Source organism: Roseofilum sp. KMC-1 (assembly GCF_057802075.1).
This window is the reverse complement of the sequence record NZ_CM173605.1, coordinates 2,747,214-2,763,233: the sequence shown is the minus strand read 5'-3', so window position 1 is coordinate 2,763,233 and position 16,020 is coordinate 2,747,214. Positions and strand designations below refer to the sequence as shown.

Annotated in this window: 17 protein-coding genes; 9 read left to right on the top strand and 8 right to left on the bottom strand. The window is 46.7% G+C overall.

Annotated elements, in window-relative coordinates; translation table 11 throughout:
• The first annotated feature begins 74 nt into the window (after positions 1 to 74).
• Complete coding sequence (locus AC3FZD_RS13005; protein ID WP_488736439.1) at positions 75 to 1,451, top strand: gluconeogenesis factor YvcK family protein; 1,377 nt, start codon at positions 75 to 77, stop codon at positions 1,449 to 1,451.
• A gap of 171 nt (positions 1,452 to 1,622) precedes the next feature.
• Here AC3FZD_RS13005 and AC3FZD_RS13000 read toward each other — a convergent pair whose 3' ends face one another.
• Positions 1,623 to 2,414, bottom strand: a complete 792-nt coding sequence (locus AC3FZD_RS13000; protein ID WP_488736438.1) for a Crp/Fnr family transcriptional regulator — start codon at positions 2,412 to 2,414, stop codon at positions 1,623 to 1,625.
• A 141-nt stretch (positions 2,415 to 2,555) separates the two neighbouring features.
• Here AC3FZD_RS13000 and AC3FZD_RS12995 point away from each other — a divergent pair, with 141 nt between their 5' ends.
• From AC3FZD_RS12995 to AC3FZD_RS12970, 6 genes are all read left to right on the top strand, one after another.
• Positions 2,556 to 3,599: a sulfate ABC transporter substrate-binding protein gene (locus AC3FZD_RS12995; RefSeq protein WP_488736437.1), complete on the top strand. Its 1,044-nt coding sequence runs from the start codon at positions 2,556 to 2,558 to the stop codon at positions 3,597 to 3,599.
• Positions 3,600 to 3,601: 2 nt separating this feature from the next.
• Positions 3,602 to 4,435 carry a sulfate ABC transporter permease subunit CysT gene (cysT, locus tag AC3FZD_RS12990; protein ID WP_488736436.1) on the top strand — a complete coding sequence of 278 codons (834 nt, stop codon included), beginning with the start codon at positions 3,602 to 3,604 and terminating at the stop codon, positions 4,433 to 4,435.
• The gene (gene cysW, locus AC3FZD_RS12985; RefSeq protein ID WP_488736435.1) at positions 4,425 to 5,249 is read left to right on the top strand and encodes a sulfate ABC transporter permease subunit CysW; all 825 of its coding nucleotides are present in this window, start codon (positions 4,425 to 4,427) and stop codon (positions 5,247 to 5,249) included. Before cysT ends, cysW begins: the two co-directional genes overlap by 11 nt.
• A gap of 22 nt (positions 5,250 to 5,271) precedes the next feature.
• Entirely contained in the window at positions 5,272 to 6,291 is a 1,020-nt protein-coding gene (locus AC3FZD_RS12980; protein WP_488740339.1) for a sulfate/molybdate ABC transporter ATP-binding protein, read from the top strand.
• 57 nt (positions 6,292 to 6,348) lie between these two features.
• Positions 6,349 to 6,906: a Uma2 family endonuclease gene (locus AC3FZD_RS12975; protein ID WP_488736434.1), complete on the top strand. Its 558-nt coding sequence runs from the start codon at positions 6,349 to 6,351 to the stop codon at positions 6,904 to 6,906.
• Positions 6,907 to 6,980: 74 nt separating this feature from the next.
• Positions 6,981 to 8,786 (top strand): AAA family ATPase, encoded by a 1,806-nt coding sequence (locus tag AC3FZD_RS12970; protein ID WP_488736433.1) that lies wholly within the window; start codon positions 6,981 to 6,983, stop codon positions 8,784 to 8,786.
• Between the two features lie 52 nt (positions 8,787 to 8,838).
• Here the strand turns inward: AC3FZD_RS12970 and AC3FZD_RS12965 are convergent, their stop codons facing one another.
• The 5 genes from AC3FZD_RS12965 to argB form a co-directional block, all read right to left on the bottom strand.
• Positions 8,839 to 9,552, bottom strand: coding sequence for a uracil-DNA glycosylase (locus tag AC3FZD_RS12965; protein ID WP_488736432.1), 714 nt, complete (start codon positions 9,550 to 9,552; stop codon positions 8,839 to 8,841).
• A gap of 175 nt (positions 9,553 to 9,727) precedes the next feature.
• Positions 9,728 to 10,654 carry an ornithine carbamoyltransferase gene (gene argF, locus AC3FZD_RS12960; protein ID WP_488736431.1) on the bottom strand — a complete coding sequence of 309 codons (927 nt, stop codon included), beginning with the start codon at positions 10,652 to 10,654 and terminating at the stop codon, positions 9,728 to 9,730.
• Positions 10,655 to 10,732: 78 nt separating this feature from the next.
• Entirely contained in the window at positions 10,733 to 11,479 is a 747-nt protein-coding gene (locus AC3FZD_RS12955; protein ID WP_488736430.1) for a DUF3153 domain-containing protein, read from the bottom strand.
• Positions 11,480 to 11,521: 42 nt separating this feature from the next.
• On the bottom strand, positions 11,522 to 12,016 hold the full coding sequence (locus AC3FZD_RS12950) for a hypothetical protein (RefSeq protein ID WP_488736429.1): 495 nt from the start codon (positions 12,014 to 12,016) through the stop codon (positions 11,522 to 11,524).
• 9 nt (positions 12,017 to 12,025) lie between these two features.
• Positions 12,026 to 12,901 (bottom strand): acetylglutamate kinase, encoded by an 876-nt coding sequence (gene argB, locus AC3FZD_RS12945; RefSeq protein WP_488736428.1) that lies wholly within the window; start codon positions 12,899 to 12,901, stop codon positions 12,026 to 12,028.
• A 251-nt stretch (positions 12,902 to 13,152) separates the two neighbouring features.
• Between argB and AC3FZD_RS12940 the strand changes: the two genes are divergently transcribed.
• On the top strand, positions 13,153 to 13,536 hold the full coding sequence (locus tag AC3FZD_RS12940) for a nucleotidyltransferase family protein (protein WP_488736427.1): 384 nt from the start codon (positions 13,153 to 13,155) through the stop codon (positions 13,534 to 13,536).
• A complete protein-coding gene (locus tag AC3FZD_RS12935; protein ID WP_488736426.1) occupies positions 13,499 to 13,831 on the top strand; it encodes a HepT-like ribonuclease domain-containing protein in 333 nt (110 codons plus the stop codon). Before AC3FZD_RS12940 ends, AC3FZD_RS12935 begins: the two co-directional genes overlap by 38 nt.
• Positions 13,832 to 13,863: 32 nt before the next feature.
• Here the strand turns inward: AC3FZD_RS12935 and AC3FZD_RS12930 are convergent, their stop codons facing one another.
• Positions 13,864 to 14,400, bottom strand: a complete 537-nt coding sequence (locus tag AC3FZD_RS12930) for a shikimate kinase (RefSeq protein WP_488736425.1) — start codon at positions 14,398 to 14,400, stop codon at positions 13,864 to 13,866.
• Between the two features lie 79 nt (positions 14,401 to 14,479).
• The gene (locus AC3FZD_RS12925) at positions 14,480 to 15,886 is read right to left on the bottom strand and encodes a sensor histidine kinase (protein ID WP_488736424.1); all 1,407 of its coding nucleotides are present in this window, start codon (positions 15,884 to 15,886) and stop codon (positions 14,480 to 14,482) included.
• Between the last annotated feature and the right edge of the window lie 134 nt (positions 15,887 to 16,020).

Genomic DNA, 16,020 nt, shown 5'->3' with positions numbered 1-16,020 from the left:
GAATAGGATGTAGAAGGGTTAATCTTTCTATTGACTGCCTCCTGATACTCTCTTTAACCTGAATCTTCAAGCCTATGTCCTTTGGTCTGCTCAAACGACTGCGAAAAAACTACTATACCCAAGCCATTAGCCGACGCAGTGGCAAGTCTTCACGCTTGAATCAGTGGTTTAAGTGGTTATCCCCTGGATTGTTTGTTAAGCGTTGGATGGTGATTAGCGCTGGAGGCATGATTCTGGCGACGTTTGGATTGGCGATTTGGACGAAGATGACCCCGGTTTTTTATTTACTAAGATTAACGGAGGCTGTATTGAGCGGTTTGGCTCAGTTGGTTCCAAGTACGATTAGCGGGCCGTTGGTGGTGATTGGGGGAATTCTACTGATTTTGTGGGGTCAGAGTCAAACGGTCAATTCGATTAGTCAGGTGCTGATGCCTCCTGGGGATGAGGAGTTGGTGGATATGCTGATGAACCATCGTCGTCTGCATCGGGGGCCGAAAATCGTGGCTTTGGGAGGAGGAACGGGGTTATCAACGCTGTTGCGGGGGTTGAAGCTGTATAGCGCTAATATTACGGCAATTGTGACGGTGGCGGATGATGGGGGGTCTTCGGGACGGTTGCGGCGGGAGTTGGGAGTGCAGCCCCCTGGGGATATTCGCAATTGTTTGGCGGCGTTGGGGGATGAGGAGAAGTTGTTGACGGAGTTGTTTCAATATCGATTTAAGACGGGGGATGGTTTAGCGGGTCATAGCTTTGGTAATTTGTTTTTGACGGCGATGAGTGAGGTGACGGGGGATTTGGAGCAGGCGATCGCCGCCAGTTCCCATGTGTTGGCGGTGCGGGGTCAGGTGTTACCGGCGACGTTGGCGGATGTGTATTTATGGGCGCAAATGGAGGATGGCCGCCGGATTGATGGTGAATCCCGGATTCCGGAGGCGAAGGGGAAAATTGTCAAGATTGGTTGTGTTCCGGAGTCGCCACCGGCTCTGCCTGCGGCGATCGCCGCCATTGAGGATGCCGATTATATTATTATTGGGCCGGGAAGTTTGTATACGAGTGTGATCCCCAATTTATTAGTGCCGGAAATTGTGGAAGCGATCGCCAAAAAACGGGTTCCCCGGATTTATGTCTGCAATATTATGACGGAACCGGGAGAAACTGATGGCTATACGGTTGCCGATCATATTCGGGCGATCGAGCAGGTGGTGCAAAGGCGAATTTTTGACGCGGTTTTGGTGCATAAACGCCCCCCTTCTGAAGCGGCTCTGATTCGATATGCCAAACAAGGTTCCCATCCCGTATTCTTGGATCGGGAGAATGTGGCCCAGTTAGGCTATCGGATGGTGATGAGTAATGTGATGGATGAAGATGCGATCGCCCACAAAGTCCGCCATGATTCCCATCAATTGGCGAAAGTATTATTGCGTTGGTACAGCCGTGTTCGGGGTTTGTAAGCATGATGTCCCTGATCGAAAATCCGGGGAGCAAGACGCTCCCCCTCCAGTAATATCGTCGATTTGAATACGAATGAGACACCATGAGATATCTACAATGACGGTATATGTAGGGGCGAAAAATTTTTCGCCCCTACGCTTCTCTTTTGCCATTAACCAGACTCCATGTCATCACCGCAACGGCCACCAAGCCACCTTATCCCTAGTCGCGCTATAGACTTCTTTCAGGCGTTCCCCATCCAAAACATAGAGTATATCCTTAGAAACCTCTTCCCCTTTAGGTAATCGGATTAACTCCACCTGTTGCATTCCCTTCAAAACTTGTTCCACTGTGCGCTGGTTTAACTGGCAGGCACGGGCAATCACATCTACCGGTAAGTCAAAAGTATAGATGCCTTCGCTGTTGGGTTGATTGCCCAGTTCTCGTTCTTGGTAAATTAAAGCTCGCAGGAGAGCAGCAACCGCTTGAGGGGGATAGGTACTGCAATTGAGCAAATGGTACTGGAATTTTTCTCGTAATTCAAACAGAAGACGATAGCGATCGCGCACCTCCTCACTATCTGTATAAATTCTTTCTAGAGTCTCAACGGTTATTTTTACCACATGCGTTGTTTTGTAGGTTTCCACCGGACTCGGAAACGCACGACTGGCTTGGCCAAAGCTAAAGTCTAGACTTCTCATGCCAAAACAACTCCCTGGATAGTTAATACTGATGATCCGATCCAGGGGGGCACTCCGAATAATTACCAGTCCCTCATTAATAATTAAGTATAAATGTTCTAGATGATCCTCCGGCAGAAACGCTGTATAGATTGGGCGATTCGGGAAAAACTTCTCTACTTTCAGTTCCTCTGCACTCAGATAGTTCCCTAGCCAGTCAGGTTCAAGACCTCGAAATAGACAGTTCCTCTTAACCAGTTGTTCGAGGATATCGCTTTCAACAGGTTCAACGGGGTTAGACATTGGACAAGGGGAGGGGTACAACTGCCTTCAATCTTGCCACAGATCGACTAAAAACCAAAATCATCTTTAAATGTATTGCGATACAATCCGAAAAAAGTTATAATTGAATTAAGAAAAAAACTCCTTGGTTAGGATGTCGATATGGTTACCCCCAACCCATGGCAATGGAAATACTCAATTCTCGTCGGAAGCCTTTGCACTCTGGCCCTCTCTAGCTGCACGGCTCCCACCCAAACCGCCAGTAGCCCCCCAGAAGAAACCGTTACTCTCACCTTGGTTTCCTATGCCGTTACTCAAAGCGCTTACGCCAACATCATTCCCAAATTTATCGAGCAATGGAAAGAACAAACGGGACAAACTGTCATCTTTAATCAAAGTTATGGCGGTTCCGGCTCCCAAACTCGTGCCGTTATTGATGGACTAGAAGCTGATGTCGTCGCCTTAGCCCTCGCCAGCGATACCCAACAAATAGAACAAGCTGGACTCATTCAACCCGGTTGGGAAAGCGAATTTCCCCATGAATCCATCGTTCACAAATCCGTCGCCGCCTTAGTTACCCGCGATACTCCCGTACCCGTAAAAAACTGGTCAGATTTAACTCAACCGGGCATTCAAGTCATTACCGCTAACCCCAAAACCTCTGGGGGAGCAAAATGGAATTTTCTCGTTCTCTGGGGTTCAATTTTACAAACCGGAGGCAGTGAAAGCGATGCCCAAACCTTTGTACAAAACATCTATCAAAATGCACCCATATTGCCCAAAGATGCTAGAGAAGCCACTGATATTTTCTTCCAACAAGGTCAAGGCAACGTCTTAATTAACTATGAAAATGAAATGATTTTAGCCCAACAAAAAGGACAAAATTTACCCTATATTGTGCCTCAAGATGTGAATATTTCCATTGACAACCCCGTAGCCATTGTAGATACTAATGTAGACAAACATGGCACAAGAGAAGTAGCAGAAGCCTTTGTTGCTTACCTCTTTCAACCCGAAGCACAACGGGAGTTTGCCCAAGTCGGATTTCGGCCCATAGAGCCAAGCGTCGCTTCAGAATTTGCAGACCAATATCCCCAAATTAAAAATCTAATTACCGTTCAAAAACTAGGCGGTTGGGATAAAATTCAAAGTCAATTTTTTGATGATGGTGCAATTTTCGATCAAATTTTGAAGGACGAGAAATAACCATGATCGGCCAACTTTCAGATCGACTCAAGGGACTAACCCAATTACCCTGGCCTTGGATTATCCTATTCAGCTATTTAGGGTGGATGTTAATTTTACCGATAACCGCTCTCTTAATGCGATCTTTCACCGTAGGCTGGTCTGAATTTTGGCAAATTGCTCTTAGTAAAGTTGCCCTATCTGCCTATAGTGTCACCTTCTTAACCGCCCTAGGTGCAGCCTTAGTGAATGGCGTGATGGGAACCCTAGTCGCTTGGGTTTTAAGCCGCTATTCTTTCCCCGGTAAAACCTTCATCAATGGAGCCATTGATTTACCCTTTGCTCTACCTACTTCAGTTGCGGGTTTAGTTCTCGCCACTGTCTATAGTTCTCAAGGGTTAATCGGTCAATTTTTTACCCCATTGGGCATTAAAATTGCCTTCACTCGTTTAGGGGTATTTGTTGCCATGCTATTTATCTCTCTGCCCTTTGTCGTCAGAACTTTACAACCGGTTTTAGAACACCTAGATTCAGACTTAGAACAAGCTGCCTGGTCTTTAGGTGCTTCTCCCTTGCAAACCTTTAGGCGCGTCATTTTTCCCCCTTTATTGCCTGCTATTTTAACGGGAGTTGCCCTAGGATTTTCCAGAGCCGTAGGAGAATATGGATCGGTCGTGATGATCTCTTCCAATATTCCCCTCAAAGATTTAATCGCTCCTGTCTTAGTTTTTCAGCGCTTAGAACAATATGATTATGCTGGAGCAACGGTCATTGGAGTGGTTTTACTCGCTACCTCTTTAATCTTGCTGCTGCTGATCAACCTCCTACAGCAATGGAGCCGTTATTATGATGCCTAAACTATTGCCTAAATCTGCATCATTTTGGTTGATTCTCATCGCGGTGAGCTATCTAGCAATCATTCTCTTTATTCCGGCAATTATCGTTTTTTATGAAGCATTTCATCTAGGATTCAACGTCTTTTTAGAGGCGATCGCCAGTCATGAATTTCTGCAAGCCTTAAAACTTACCTTAATGATGACCTGCATTGCCGTACCCTTAAATACCCTATTTGGTCTCTGTGCTGCTTGGGCCATTGCCCGTAACCGATTTCCCGGACGTGCCCTATTAATGAGTATCATTGATCTACCCTTTTCTATCTCTCCAGTTGTTGCTGGATTAATGCTGGTTTTGCTCTATGGACGGTTAGGCTGGCTGGGGAGTACCTTAGAAACCTTGGGGATTAAAATTATCTTTTCTTGGCCGGGAATGGTCTTAGCGACAATTTTTGTATCTTTGCCTTTTGTCGCCAGAGAAATTATTCCCATCTTAGAAGAAATGGGTCAAGAAGAGGAAGCCGCCGCCCATACATTAGGGGCTAATGATTGGCAAACCTTTTGGCGCGTGATTTTACCCAATATTCGCAGTAGTCTCCTCTATGGTATTTTACTTACTAATGCTAGGGCGATGGGAGAATTTGGAGCCGTTTCTATTGTCTCTGGCAACATTTTAGGCCAGACTTCAACTTTACCTATTTTGGTTGAACAAGCTTACAAAAATTATCAATCAGAACTCGCTTTTGGCACAGCCGCCATTCTCACATTGCTGGCAGCCTTGACTCTACTGATTAAAGAAATTTTAGAGCAACAAACTCAGCGTCGGTCTGCCCACTAATTATTGATTCAGGAGAAAAATGATGTCGATTCAAATTCAGAATGTATCTAAGCGCTTCGGTCAGTTTCAAGCCCTGGATAATATTTCCTTAAATCTGAAATCCGGTAAATTATTTGCCCTTCTGGGCCCCTCTGGATCGGGAAAATCTACCCTATTACGGGCGATCGCCGGTCTAGAACCCCCAGATTCTGGCTCCATTATCATTAACGGTCAAGATACCACCCATCTAGATATCCGCAAACGCAATATTGGCTTTGTGTTCCAACACTATGCCCTATTCAAACATTTAACCGTGCGTCAAAATATCGCCTTTGGTTTAGAAATTCGTAAGGTTAATGCTCACAAAATTAAAGCGCGAGTGGAAGAATTACTAGAACTGATTCAACTGCAAGGTTTAGGCGATCGCTACCCCTCCCAACTCTCCGGAGGACAGCGCCAGCGTATTGCTCTAGCCCGGGCCTTAGCTATTCAACCCGAAGTGCTGCTACTCGACGAACCCTTTGGGGCCCTCGATGCCAAAGTCCGCAAAGAACTCCGTACTTGGCTCCGACGCTTACATGATGAAGTCGGTATTACCAGCGTTTTCGTTACCCATGACCAAGAAGAAGCCATGGAAGTCGCTGATGAAGTTGCCATAATGAATGAAGGCCGCATTGAACAAGTGGGAACCCCAGCCAATATTTACGATCATCCCGCTTCCGCTTTTGTCATCAGTTTTGTCGGCGAAGTCAATGTATTACCGGGCAGTTCTCCGGCTGCCCAATGGCTGCAAGATTATACACCCAGTAATCAGAGGTTCGGCTCAGTGTTTATTCGCCCCCATGACTGGGAAGTACAAACCTTTGCCCAAGCCAATAGCGCGGTTGCCCAAGTCAAACGCATTACTTACCTAGGGCCGGAAGTGCAACTTGAACTGCTTTTACCAGGGGATTTGAATATGAATGTTAATGCCTATCTCAGTCGCAAGCAATTTGACCATCTGCAACTAGAAACCCATCAGAAAGTTTATCTTAAACCTCGCCATACCACCGTGTTTGACTAACTTCATTTTCTCCGTTAACTTGCTACAATAGAAGGCCGATTCATTTTCTCATCCCCAATGACTCAAACCCTGACTCGATCTCTAACCTTAGCAGAATTTCTAGAGCATCCAGAAAGCAAACCCGCTCTAGAATATATTAATGGAACTATTGTGGAAAAGCCCATGCCCCAAGGTGAACATAGTCTACTCCAAGGTGAATTGTGTGAAGTTATTAACCGAGTTGCGCGATCGCCTAAAATTGCTAGAGCCTTCCCCGAACTGCGCTGTACCTTTGGGGGGCGTTCCCTGGTTCCCGATATTGCCGTTTTTCGTTGGGACAGAATTCCCCGAACGGATGCTGGAAAAATTGCCAATCGTTTTGAACTTCATCCCGATTGGGTAATTGAAATTTTATCACCGGATCAAAGTCACTCTCAAGTTTTAGATAAACTCTTGCATTGTTCCCAAGCGGGCACAGCTTTGGGATGGTTAATTAATCCCGCAGAAGAAAGTATTTGGGTGATTCGAGAACATCAACGGATTGATTTATTTACAACTGATGCACAACTGCCGATTTTAGAGGGTATTGAGCTACAGTTGAGTGTCTCGGAAATTCTGGGTTGGTTAATGCTCTAAAATTTTTTGCCTAGTCCATGGCACGATAGAATGCCAGATGCCTAACTCAAGAATTTCACCCAATCGTCATTACCATGAATGATTTATTTAAAGGATTTGAAGATTTATTAGAACTGGCTAAACGACTAGAAGAAAAAGCAGAAAAAGGAGAACTCAAAACTGATATTCAATTTCGATCCTTGAGCAATATTCCCCAGGGGGGTAATATTCCTAAACGTGCCCCTAGTAAACCCTCACCAGAGGTAATCATTACGCCCCCACCATCAGGAACGGAGGGGAGCAAGGAAACGCCCCCAACTTCTGGCAACTTATCCTTAAAGAAAATTGGCGGTTTAGAGGATGTGAAACAGGAATTGCGGGAACTGGTGGAACTGCCCCTCAAACGTCCCGAATTACTGGCTCAATTGGGTCTAGAACCGACGCGGGGGGTGTTATTAGTGGGGCCCCCTGGTACGGGAAAAACGATGATTGCTCGCTGTCTGGCTGCTGAATTAGGGGTGAATTATATCGCCATTACGGGGCCGGAAATTATGGGTAAATATTATGGGGAATCGGAGGGAAGATTAAGGGAGTTATTTGAGAAGGCGGCGCGTAGTTCACCTTGCCTGATTTTTATTGATGAAATTGATAGTTTAGCGCCCGATCGCTCTCAAGTGGAAGGAGAGGTAGAAAAGCGGGTAGTCGGTCAATTATTGGGGTTGATGGATGGCTTTTCGGTTAAGGATTCTGTGGTTATTTTAGCGGCAACCAATCTCCCCAACCGCCTCGATCCCGCCTTGCGACGGCCGGGAAGATTCGATCGCGAAATTGTGTTTCGAGTGCCCCGAAGTGAGGAAAGAGTCCAGATTCTGGAGATTCTCAGCCAAGGGATGCCCTTAGAGTCTACTGTGGATTTGGAGGCGATCGCCGCCCGCGCTGTCGGATTTGTCGGTGCAGACTTAAAGGCCCTGTGTCAAAAAGCGGCCCATCAGGCTCTGCGTCGCCAAGTGCCCACCCTAAATACCCAACCCACTGCCCCCTTAACCATCAATGGGGATGATTTTGACCAAGCCTTAAGTGCCATTAAACCAGCCGTTTTGCGATCGGTGGAAGTGGAATCTCCCCAAGTGGCTTGGGAGGAAATTGGCGGGTTAGAAGAAATTAAACGCCTGTTGCAAGAGTCCGTAGAAGGGCAATTACTCTATCCTGAACTGTATCAAAAAACGCAAGCCAGAGCGCCCAAAGGGATCTTACTGATGGGAGAACCGGGAACGGGTAAAACCCTGTTAGCCAAGGCGATCGCCTCCCAAGCGCAAGCCAACTTTATCGCTATTTCCGGGCCAGAGCTGCTCAGTCGTTGGGTGGGAGCCTCAGAACAAGCGGTGCGCGAACTCTTTGCCAAAGCCAGACAAGCCTCTCCTTGTGTCATTTTCATTGATGAAATCGATACCTTAGCACCCACTAGAGGTCAGTATAGCGGCGATTCGGGAGTCGGCGATCGCGTGGTGGGTCAACTGCTGACGGAAATTGACGGCTTATCAGCAACCAAAAACCTGATCTTGATTGCTGCTACCAACCGTCCAGAGGCGATTGATCCCGCTCTCCTCCGTTCCGGCCGTCTTGATCTGCAACTGAAAATCGACCTCCCCGACACCCCCAGTCGCCTCGCTATCCTCCAAGTCCACAACCAAGACCGGCCCCTGTCCGGTGTTGACCTCTCCCACTATTCCCAACTCACCCTGGGATGGAGCGGTGCAGATCTGGCGCTTCTCAGTAACCAAGCTGCCTTGCAAGCCGTTCGCCGTTTCCGTACCCTCAACCAACCCGTGAGCGAACTTTATATCACTAGCAACGACTTCCAGCAAGCCTACACCGAACTCAAAAGTCTCAGGGGATTATAGCGCTTTACGCTCCCTTGATATTACTGGAATGGGAGCATCTTGCTCCCTAGAGTCATTTCAAATAAGAATGAGACATGACCTCGATTTCCTCTAATTTGCGCTTGACTTCTTGAATATCTTGCCACATCAACCACTTCGGTTTTCCTTGCTCGCGGGAGGGATTTCGTAGCAAATAAGCAGGGTGAAAAATGGGCATACAAAACCGTCCTTCCCAGTCAAACCACTGACCGCGAATTTTACTAATTCCTCGTTTATCCCCTAATATACCTTGAACGGCAGTTGCACCGGTCAATAAAATAATTTTCGGATTCACTAAGCGAATTTGTTCTAACAAATAAGGCTTACAAGCATCCATTTCTGAGGGGGTGGGTTTGCGATTGCCTGGAGGGCGACATTTATTGACATTGCAAATATAAATATCCCGTTGACTATCTAAGTTTACAGAAGCCAATATTTTATCTAATAACTGACCGGATTTTCCCACAAACGGTAAGCCTTGTTCATCTTCATTTTGTCCGGGAGCTTCTCCGATAATCATCAGGGAAGCTTGATGATTTCCCCGGTGAATGACAGGATGGGTACGATTTTGTCCTAATTCGCAACGCTGACACTGTTGGCAATGTTGGGTGAGTGCGTCTAAGGTTTGATAGGTTCCTGGGGGAATGGGAATTTTACTATCTTTGGGAATTAATTCTAAGGAAGAAAACCCAGAATTACTGGCAATACTTGAGTTATCAAATAGGTTAAGTTGTTCTGGATTAGACATTTCAATTAATGATTAACAATACTAAAATGAGGCAATAGAGGAGTGCGAGCATCTTGCTCGCTGTTGTGTGCCCTAGCGAGCAAGATGCTCGCATTCCTAAAGCACCAAATTAGCACGGTCACGACACTACTGGACTGAAACAGTCCAGGTGTCGAAGGATGAGGGCAAGATTTAGCTATTCATCGTTACCGAGGATACTGGCTAGGAGGGCTTTTTGGGCGTGCATCCGATTTTCGGCCTGATCCCATAGACGAGATTGGGAACATTCCATGACTTCATCGGTAATTTCTTCACCGCGATGGGCGGGTAAACAATGAAGTACAATCGCTTCAGGATCGGCTAATTTTAATAGCTCCGAATTGACCTGATAGGGTTTGAATAAGGGAATACGTTCTCTAGCTTCTTTTTCTTGTCCCATACTTGCCCAAACATCAGTATATAAGACATGACATCCTTGGGCGGCTTCTTGGGCATTGTAGGTAATGATGACTTCGGTTTTATCACCAGCAAATTCTTTAGCTTTGGCGACAATTTCTAGGTTGGGTTCATACTCTTTGGAAGGAACAGCAATGCGTACATTCATGCCCATCATAGAGCAACCGAGTAAGAGAGAATTGGCGACATTATTACCATCACCAAAATAAGATAGGGTTTTGCCTTCGCAAGTTCCAAAACATTCTTGAATGGTGAGTAAATCGGCGAAGATTTGGCAGGGATGTTCTAAATCAGTGAGGGCGTTGATGATGGGAATTCCGGCATCTTTCGCATAGTCTTCTAATTCTTGTTGGGCAAAGGTGCGAATGGCAAGAATATCTAAATACCGCCCCAAAACCCTGGCGGTATCGGCTACGGGTTCGCCGCGACTGACTTGGGTGACGCTGGGATTCATGTCAATGACTTGACCGCCCAGTTGATACATGGCAACGGTGAAGCTGACGCGGGTACGGGTTGAGGCTTTGGTAAATAGGAGTCCGAGAATTTTACGACAAGTCCAACTGATTTCTCCGGATTTGAGTTGGGCTGCAAAGGTTAATAAATCTTGCAGTTCGCTAACTGTTAAGTCATCAACCTTTAATAAGTTTCTTCCTTTTAAGGCTTCCATGAAAATCTCCAAAAAACGATAGTATACAGGGAATGGGGAATAGGCAAAAGGCAAAAGTTGATCTTCCCCATCCCCCCATCACCCCTTCTGAGGGAACCAATCTTTTAAGGTGATGCCGCCAAAAACGGCGGCTAGGATGATTAATGCTCCAATTCCGATGGGACTGGGAACCCAAAAAATGACTTCTAGGTGATTAATTTCTCCGGCTTGGAGTGTCCAAATTAATTGGTGATTTTCGGGGTCTGAGATGGGGGTGAGGCTGGTTTCTGGGTCGGTAATGGGTTTAGCACTCCAAGGGGTGGTGAGGGCGAATTGGAGATTGAAGAGGGAACCGGGACTGACGAGAACGTTGCCTTCGGAGGATAGAACGGCGAGCGATCGCAAGTCTACATCCATTTCTAGATGGTTGCGAATGGCGACCCAAAAATTATTTTGGGCAAGGCTCAATTCCGAGGTGAGTTGGGGTAGGGTTTCATCCTCTGGTTGGGCTTGAGGATGAGTGGGGTTAAAGAACTCATTAAATTTTGAGGCTAGGTCTGCGCCATTATAAAAGGGAATGGTGACGAGCAGTTCCCGCTCGGAAATGCGTTGGGTTTTACCTCGCAATTTCCGAGTGCGCTCTTGCAAACTTTCTAACCATTGTTCGGCAACAACTTGACTGAAATCGTGCAGGCGATCGGAGATTTGCACCCGTTGCACCATTTGCCCGTAGGTCTGGCTTTGAAAGTTGACCCCCACATCGTACTTAACGCATCCAGTGAGGGCGATCGCCACTATCAAATATAACGGCCAGAAAATCCGCACAATCGATCGATGTTTTCCCATGATTTTGGTCTATCTTGTGTTGGCACTATTCCCATTATCCCCCTATCCTAAGCCAATCCATCCCCCAATCATGAAGGCGATCGCCGCAATTAAAGCCACCCAGAGAAACCGATTATCTTCTGTCTCCACTGAAGAAAGATCCACCGGTTCTAAGTCTTCTTTGGACTTAGGACGCTTAACCTGAGTCATTCCGGTTCCCCGACGATAGAAGCGTTCGCTTTCATCCATAGCGGATAAATCGGGAATGGTAGTATTCCATTCAGAACGACGCACAAGCTGGGGAGCCTTCAAAATCTCCAATAAGCGCCGCGCTTGTTTGCGGGTGTGCCAATCGGGATGATTTTCTAGAGTTTCGCATAAAGATAAGGCTTCGCTGCTATTTCCGGCTGCTTCATAGGCTGTCACTAACCAAATTTGCACTTCACCTCCTAGGGGCGAAGACTTGGCGACTTGGCTCTTAGCTGCTTCTAAAGAGGCGATCGCCTCCCGATAATCCCCCCGCTCAAAAGCCTGTTTTCCTCTTTCTAACGGTTCCATTTTTCCTCCCTAAGCCACAATCATTGAACCAATTCCCGTATCCGTTAGCACCTCCAACAGCAAGGAATGGGGAACTCGGCCATCTACAATATGGGTAGCTTTTACCCCTTGAGCCAAACTGCGGACACAACATTGGACTTTCGGAATCATCCCACCAGCCACAATTCCTACCTCAACTAGGCGGCGTGCTTCCTGAATATCCAGGCGCTCGATCAGAGTGGAGGGGTCTTTATAGTCTCTCAAAATACCGGCTGTATCGGTTAACAAAATCAGTTTTTCTGCCGATAAAGAGGCAGCCAACTCGCCAGCTACAGTATCGGCATTAATATTATAGGCTTGCCCTTGAGGATCGGCCGCCACACTAGAAATGACGGGAATATAACCATTTTCCAGCAGAGGTTTTAGCACTTTTGTATTGATACTGCTCACTTCTCCCACAAATCCAATCCCTTCTTGACCTTGGGGACGAGCGGTAATCAAGTTACCATCTTTACCACATAAGCCGATCGCCTGCCCCCCCGCTTGATTAATCAAGGATACAATCTCCTTATTCACCCGACCGACTAACACCATTTCTACTACATCCATGGTGGGTGCATCAGTCACCCGCAAGCCATTCTTAAATTGGGCTTCGATGCCTAATTTGCCCAACCAGGTGTTAATTTCTGGCCCTCCCCCATGAACCAGCACCGGACGCACCCCTACACAGGAGAGAAAGACGACATCCCGCATCACTTTATCTTTGAGGGTGCTATCTTTCATTGCCGCTCCCCCGTATTTAATCACGACCGTGCGGCCGGCAAATTTCTGGATATAGGGCAGAGCTTCGCTTAAGACGCGAACACGGGTGGGTTCATCTAGATGAGTAGTTGCTTCTGTGGACATAAATGGATTCCTTGATGTTACAAAGGTTTGATTGTGGATGAAGGCCGAGTGGCTCAACTGTTAATTTAGACTTAGCGCTCCCAGAATTAGGTGATTTTTGTTTAGATGGGATAGGATCACTATATGGCGCGTAGGGCTATATAGTTGCGCTTCCGTCTTATGATACCCTCATCTACTGTTCGATTAGTTTGAACAGTAACAGTTCAAACTAATCGAACCTAGAAGATATCGTCTGCTATAGAACAGGAGCAATGAGTACGACAATTGGGGATGTCCTCCTTAAGGACAGACTTTATAACCGTTTGGGTATTACTCCAGAACAACTAGCTGATTTTTGTCAGCGCTGGAGTATTGTGGAATTGGCTTTGTTTGGTTCGATTCTCCGAGAGGACTTTCACCAGGAGAGTGATATCGATCTTTTAGTGGTTTTTGACCCCCGTCATAGAGTGCAGATGAGTTTAATGGATTTGGTAAAGATAGAATATGAGCTTGAAGATTGGCTAGGGCGTAAGGTAGATCTGATTGAGAAATGCTCGGTGATCGAGAGCCATAATTGGATTCGTCGCCACAATATTTTAAGTACAGCACGGATTATCTATGAGTCGGGACGAATCCTATTTGCTGGATATCGCTAAATTCTGTCGGACTATCCTCCGATTAACCGAGAATATGACTGAAGTTGATTTTGAGCATGACGAAAGAACGCAACTTGCAGTTTTGTATGAAATTACGATTATTGGTGAAGTGGTCAAACGTCTCTCTTCCGAGTTCCGCGATCGCCATTCGGCAGTAGAGTGGAGACAAATTGCTGGGATGCGCGATCGCCTAATTCACGACTATGATGAGGTCAAGCTTGATTTAGTGTGGCAAGTGGTTCAAACGAACATTCCTGAGTTGTTAGAGTACATTGCTCCACTCTTACCAGGATAATCGACTAGAGGTTAACTGGCGATACCGGTTAACTAATCGGATTTCAAAATCCGAGGTAGTTGGGCAAGCACTGTATCGGCTACTTGTTTGGGGGACTCAGCTCCGGTTAGGACTAGATGTAAGTCGGCTTGTGCATAAAGATCTTGACGGCGATCGCACAACGTTTGTAAAGTCTCCAGAGGATTGGCTGTTTTTAAGAGGGGACGAGTCTCATCAGTCTTTAGGCGATCGTAGAGGACTTCTGGGGGAACATCAAGCCACACCACAATCCCATGGCGCAGATAGCCCCAATTTTCCGGTTTCAGCACGATACCCCCACCGGTAGAAATCACAGAGCGCAACTGAGCCGATAATTGGGCCAGAACTTGGGTTTCCAGTTGCCTAAAATTTTCTTCTCCCTGAGTGGCAAAGAATTGGGGAATATCTGTCCCAGCCACTCGTTCAATCAAGGTATCGGTATCAAAAAAGCGATAACTGAGCCGTCGGGCTAACTCCTGACCCACTGTGGTTTTACCAACCCCCATCATGCCAACGAGGAAAAGGCTACAGTGTCTAAGGGCGTTGTTCATGGATCGAGGTGAGAAGAAGTTACAGAGGAATTTTTCCCTGAATCTAGGATACCGGTAATTGAGTTAAAAATTAAAAATTTTACCGAATGGGTAAGAAAATCGTCATGACATTACCTTGCTTAGGTCTTTGACGGATCAACAATTTGCCCCCGATCGCCTCAAACAAATTCTTGGTTACACTCAAATTAAGGCTCAAATTCCCCGTTTCCGGCTGAAACATCAACACCTGACCCAAAGCCTTAAAGGGAGACAAACTAGAGCAAGCTTGAGCGGTTTCTGAGACTAATTGTAGTTTCAGTTGACTGCCTGCGGGGGTGACTTCCACTTGCACATGGGAACCCGTGGGTAAGGTAGAGGTGAAATTTTGAATCACATTGCTTAACACCTGATCCAAGAGATTGGGGTCGCTGACGACTGTAGGTGTATGTTGGGGTAAAATCACATCCAAGGTCACATTCCGACGGCTGGCCTGTTTTTGCCACCGAGGAATGCTCTCTTGAAAGACTTGGGACAGAGAGGTTGGGGTGAGATGGGTAGAGGAAGACTTGGTTGGGGTGGTTTCTAGTTCTACGGCTCGGAAGATGAGATTAAAGCGATCGATTTGTTCCGTACATTCTCGGTCAATGGTTTGCAGGCGCTTGAGGACTTCGGGGGGCAAATTAGAACGTTTGAGTAAGAGCCGAATATAGGTGCGAATGGTTGCTAGGGGGGTTTTCACTTCATGGGCGATCGCCTGAAGCAGTTCGAGATCCGGTTGAGGATTAGGGGTTACAGGAGATGAAACAGTATTCTTTTTATCCTTTTCAGGGGATGGATCGGCAGTGGATACCGCCGGTTCAGGGAGATAGTAAACCATCAACCGACTAAACGTCATCACGGTTTGATATCCCGGCGCAAGGGGGGGAAACTGATGATAAAGGTTATCGAAATGTTCTACTTGATCGGGGGTTCCATTTAAGCAAACTCGCGATCGCAACGCAACCCAAGCCATTTCTACCTCTTGAGGATCAAAGGAAAACTGAAACCCCAGTTCTCCATTCCCCTGGGGTGCGATGGCCATGACTAAACTAAATGAAGGGGTTAAGACGAGGGCAAATTGTTCATGGTGCAGGGGATCTTGGGGTAGCAAGAGGGTAGTCGGAGTGAGGGGACAAACTCGCTCATCAGACGAGAGGGGATCGCCCTCTTGGGGGGGGTAAACGGGAGAGAGGGGTAAGGATGCAGAGGGAGGGAGCTGGAATAAGGAAGCGTGCGCCTCTGGAAGGGGTGAAAACAGCCAAGAGGCAATTTGAGAATGGGGATGTGCCAATAGGGGAGAGCCTGAGAGGATCAGACCTTGAGGCGTTGGGTGTTGAGCCAGTAAATCATTCAAGGCAGCGATCGCCCCACACCAAGATCGTTCGGCCTTATTCTGACTATTGGCGATCGGGATTAATTCCGATCTGGCTAATATTTCACTTAAAGTTGGCATCATCCACTTAAACATAACCCTTTCCCCCAATCTCTGCAAATGCTGACAGATCTTATCTGTGAAGGTATCTGTATTTTGGGTCTACTGACTAGGAGTAGAACCGAATAAAGCAGTTGCAATTTCCGGATCTCTTGTTCCTGGGGAATAGA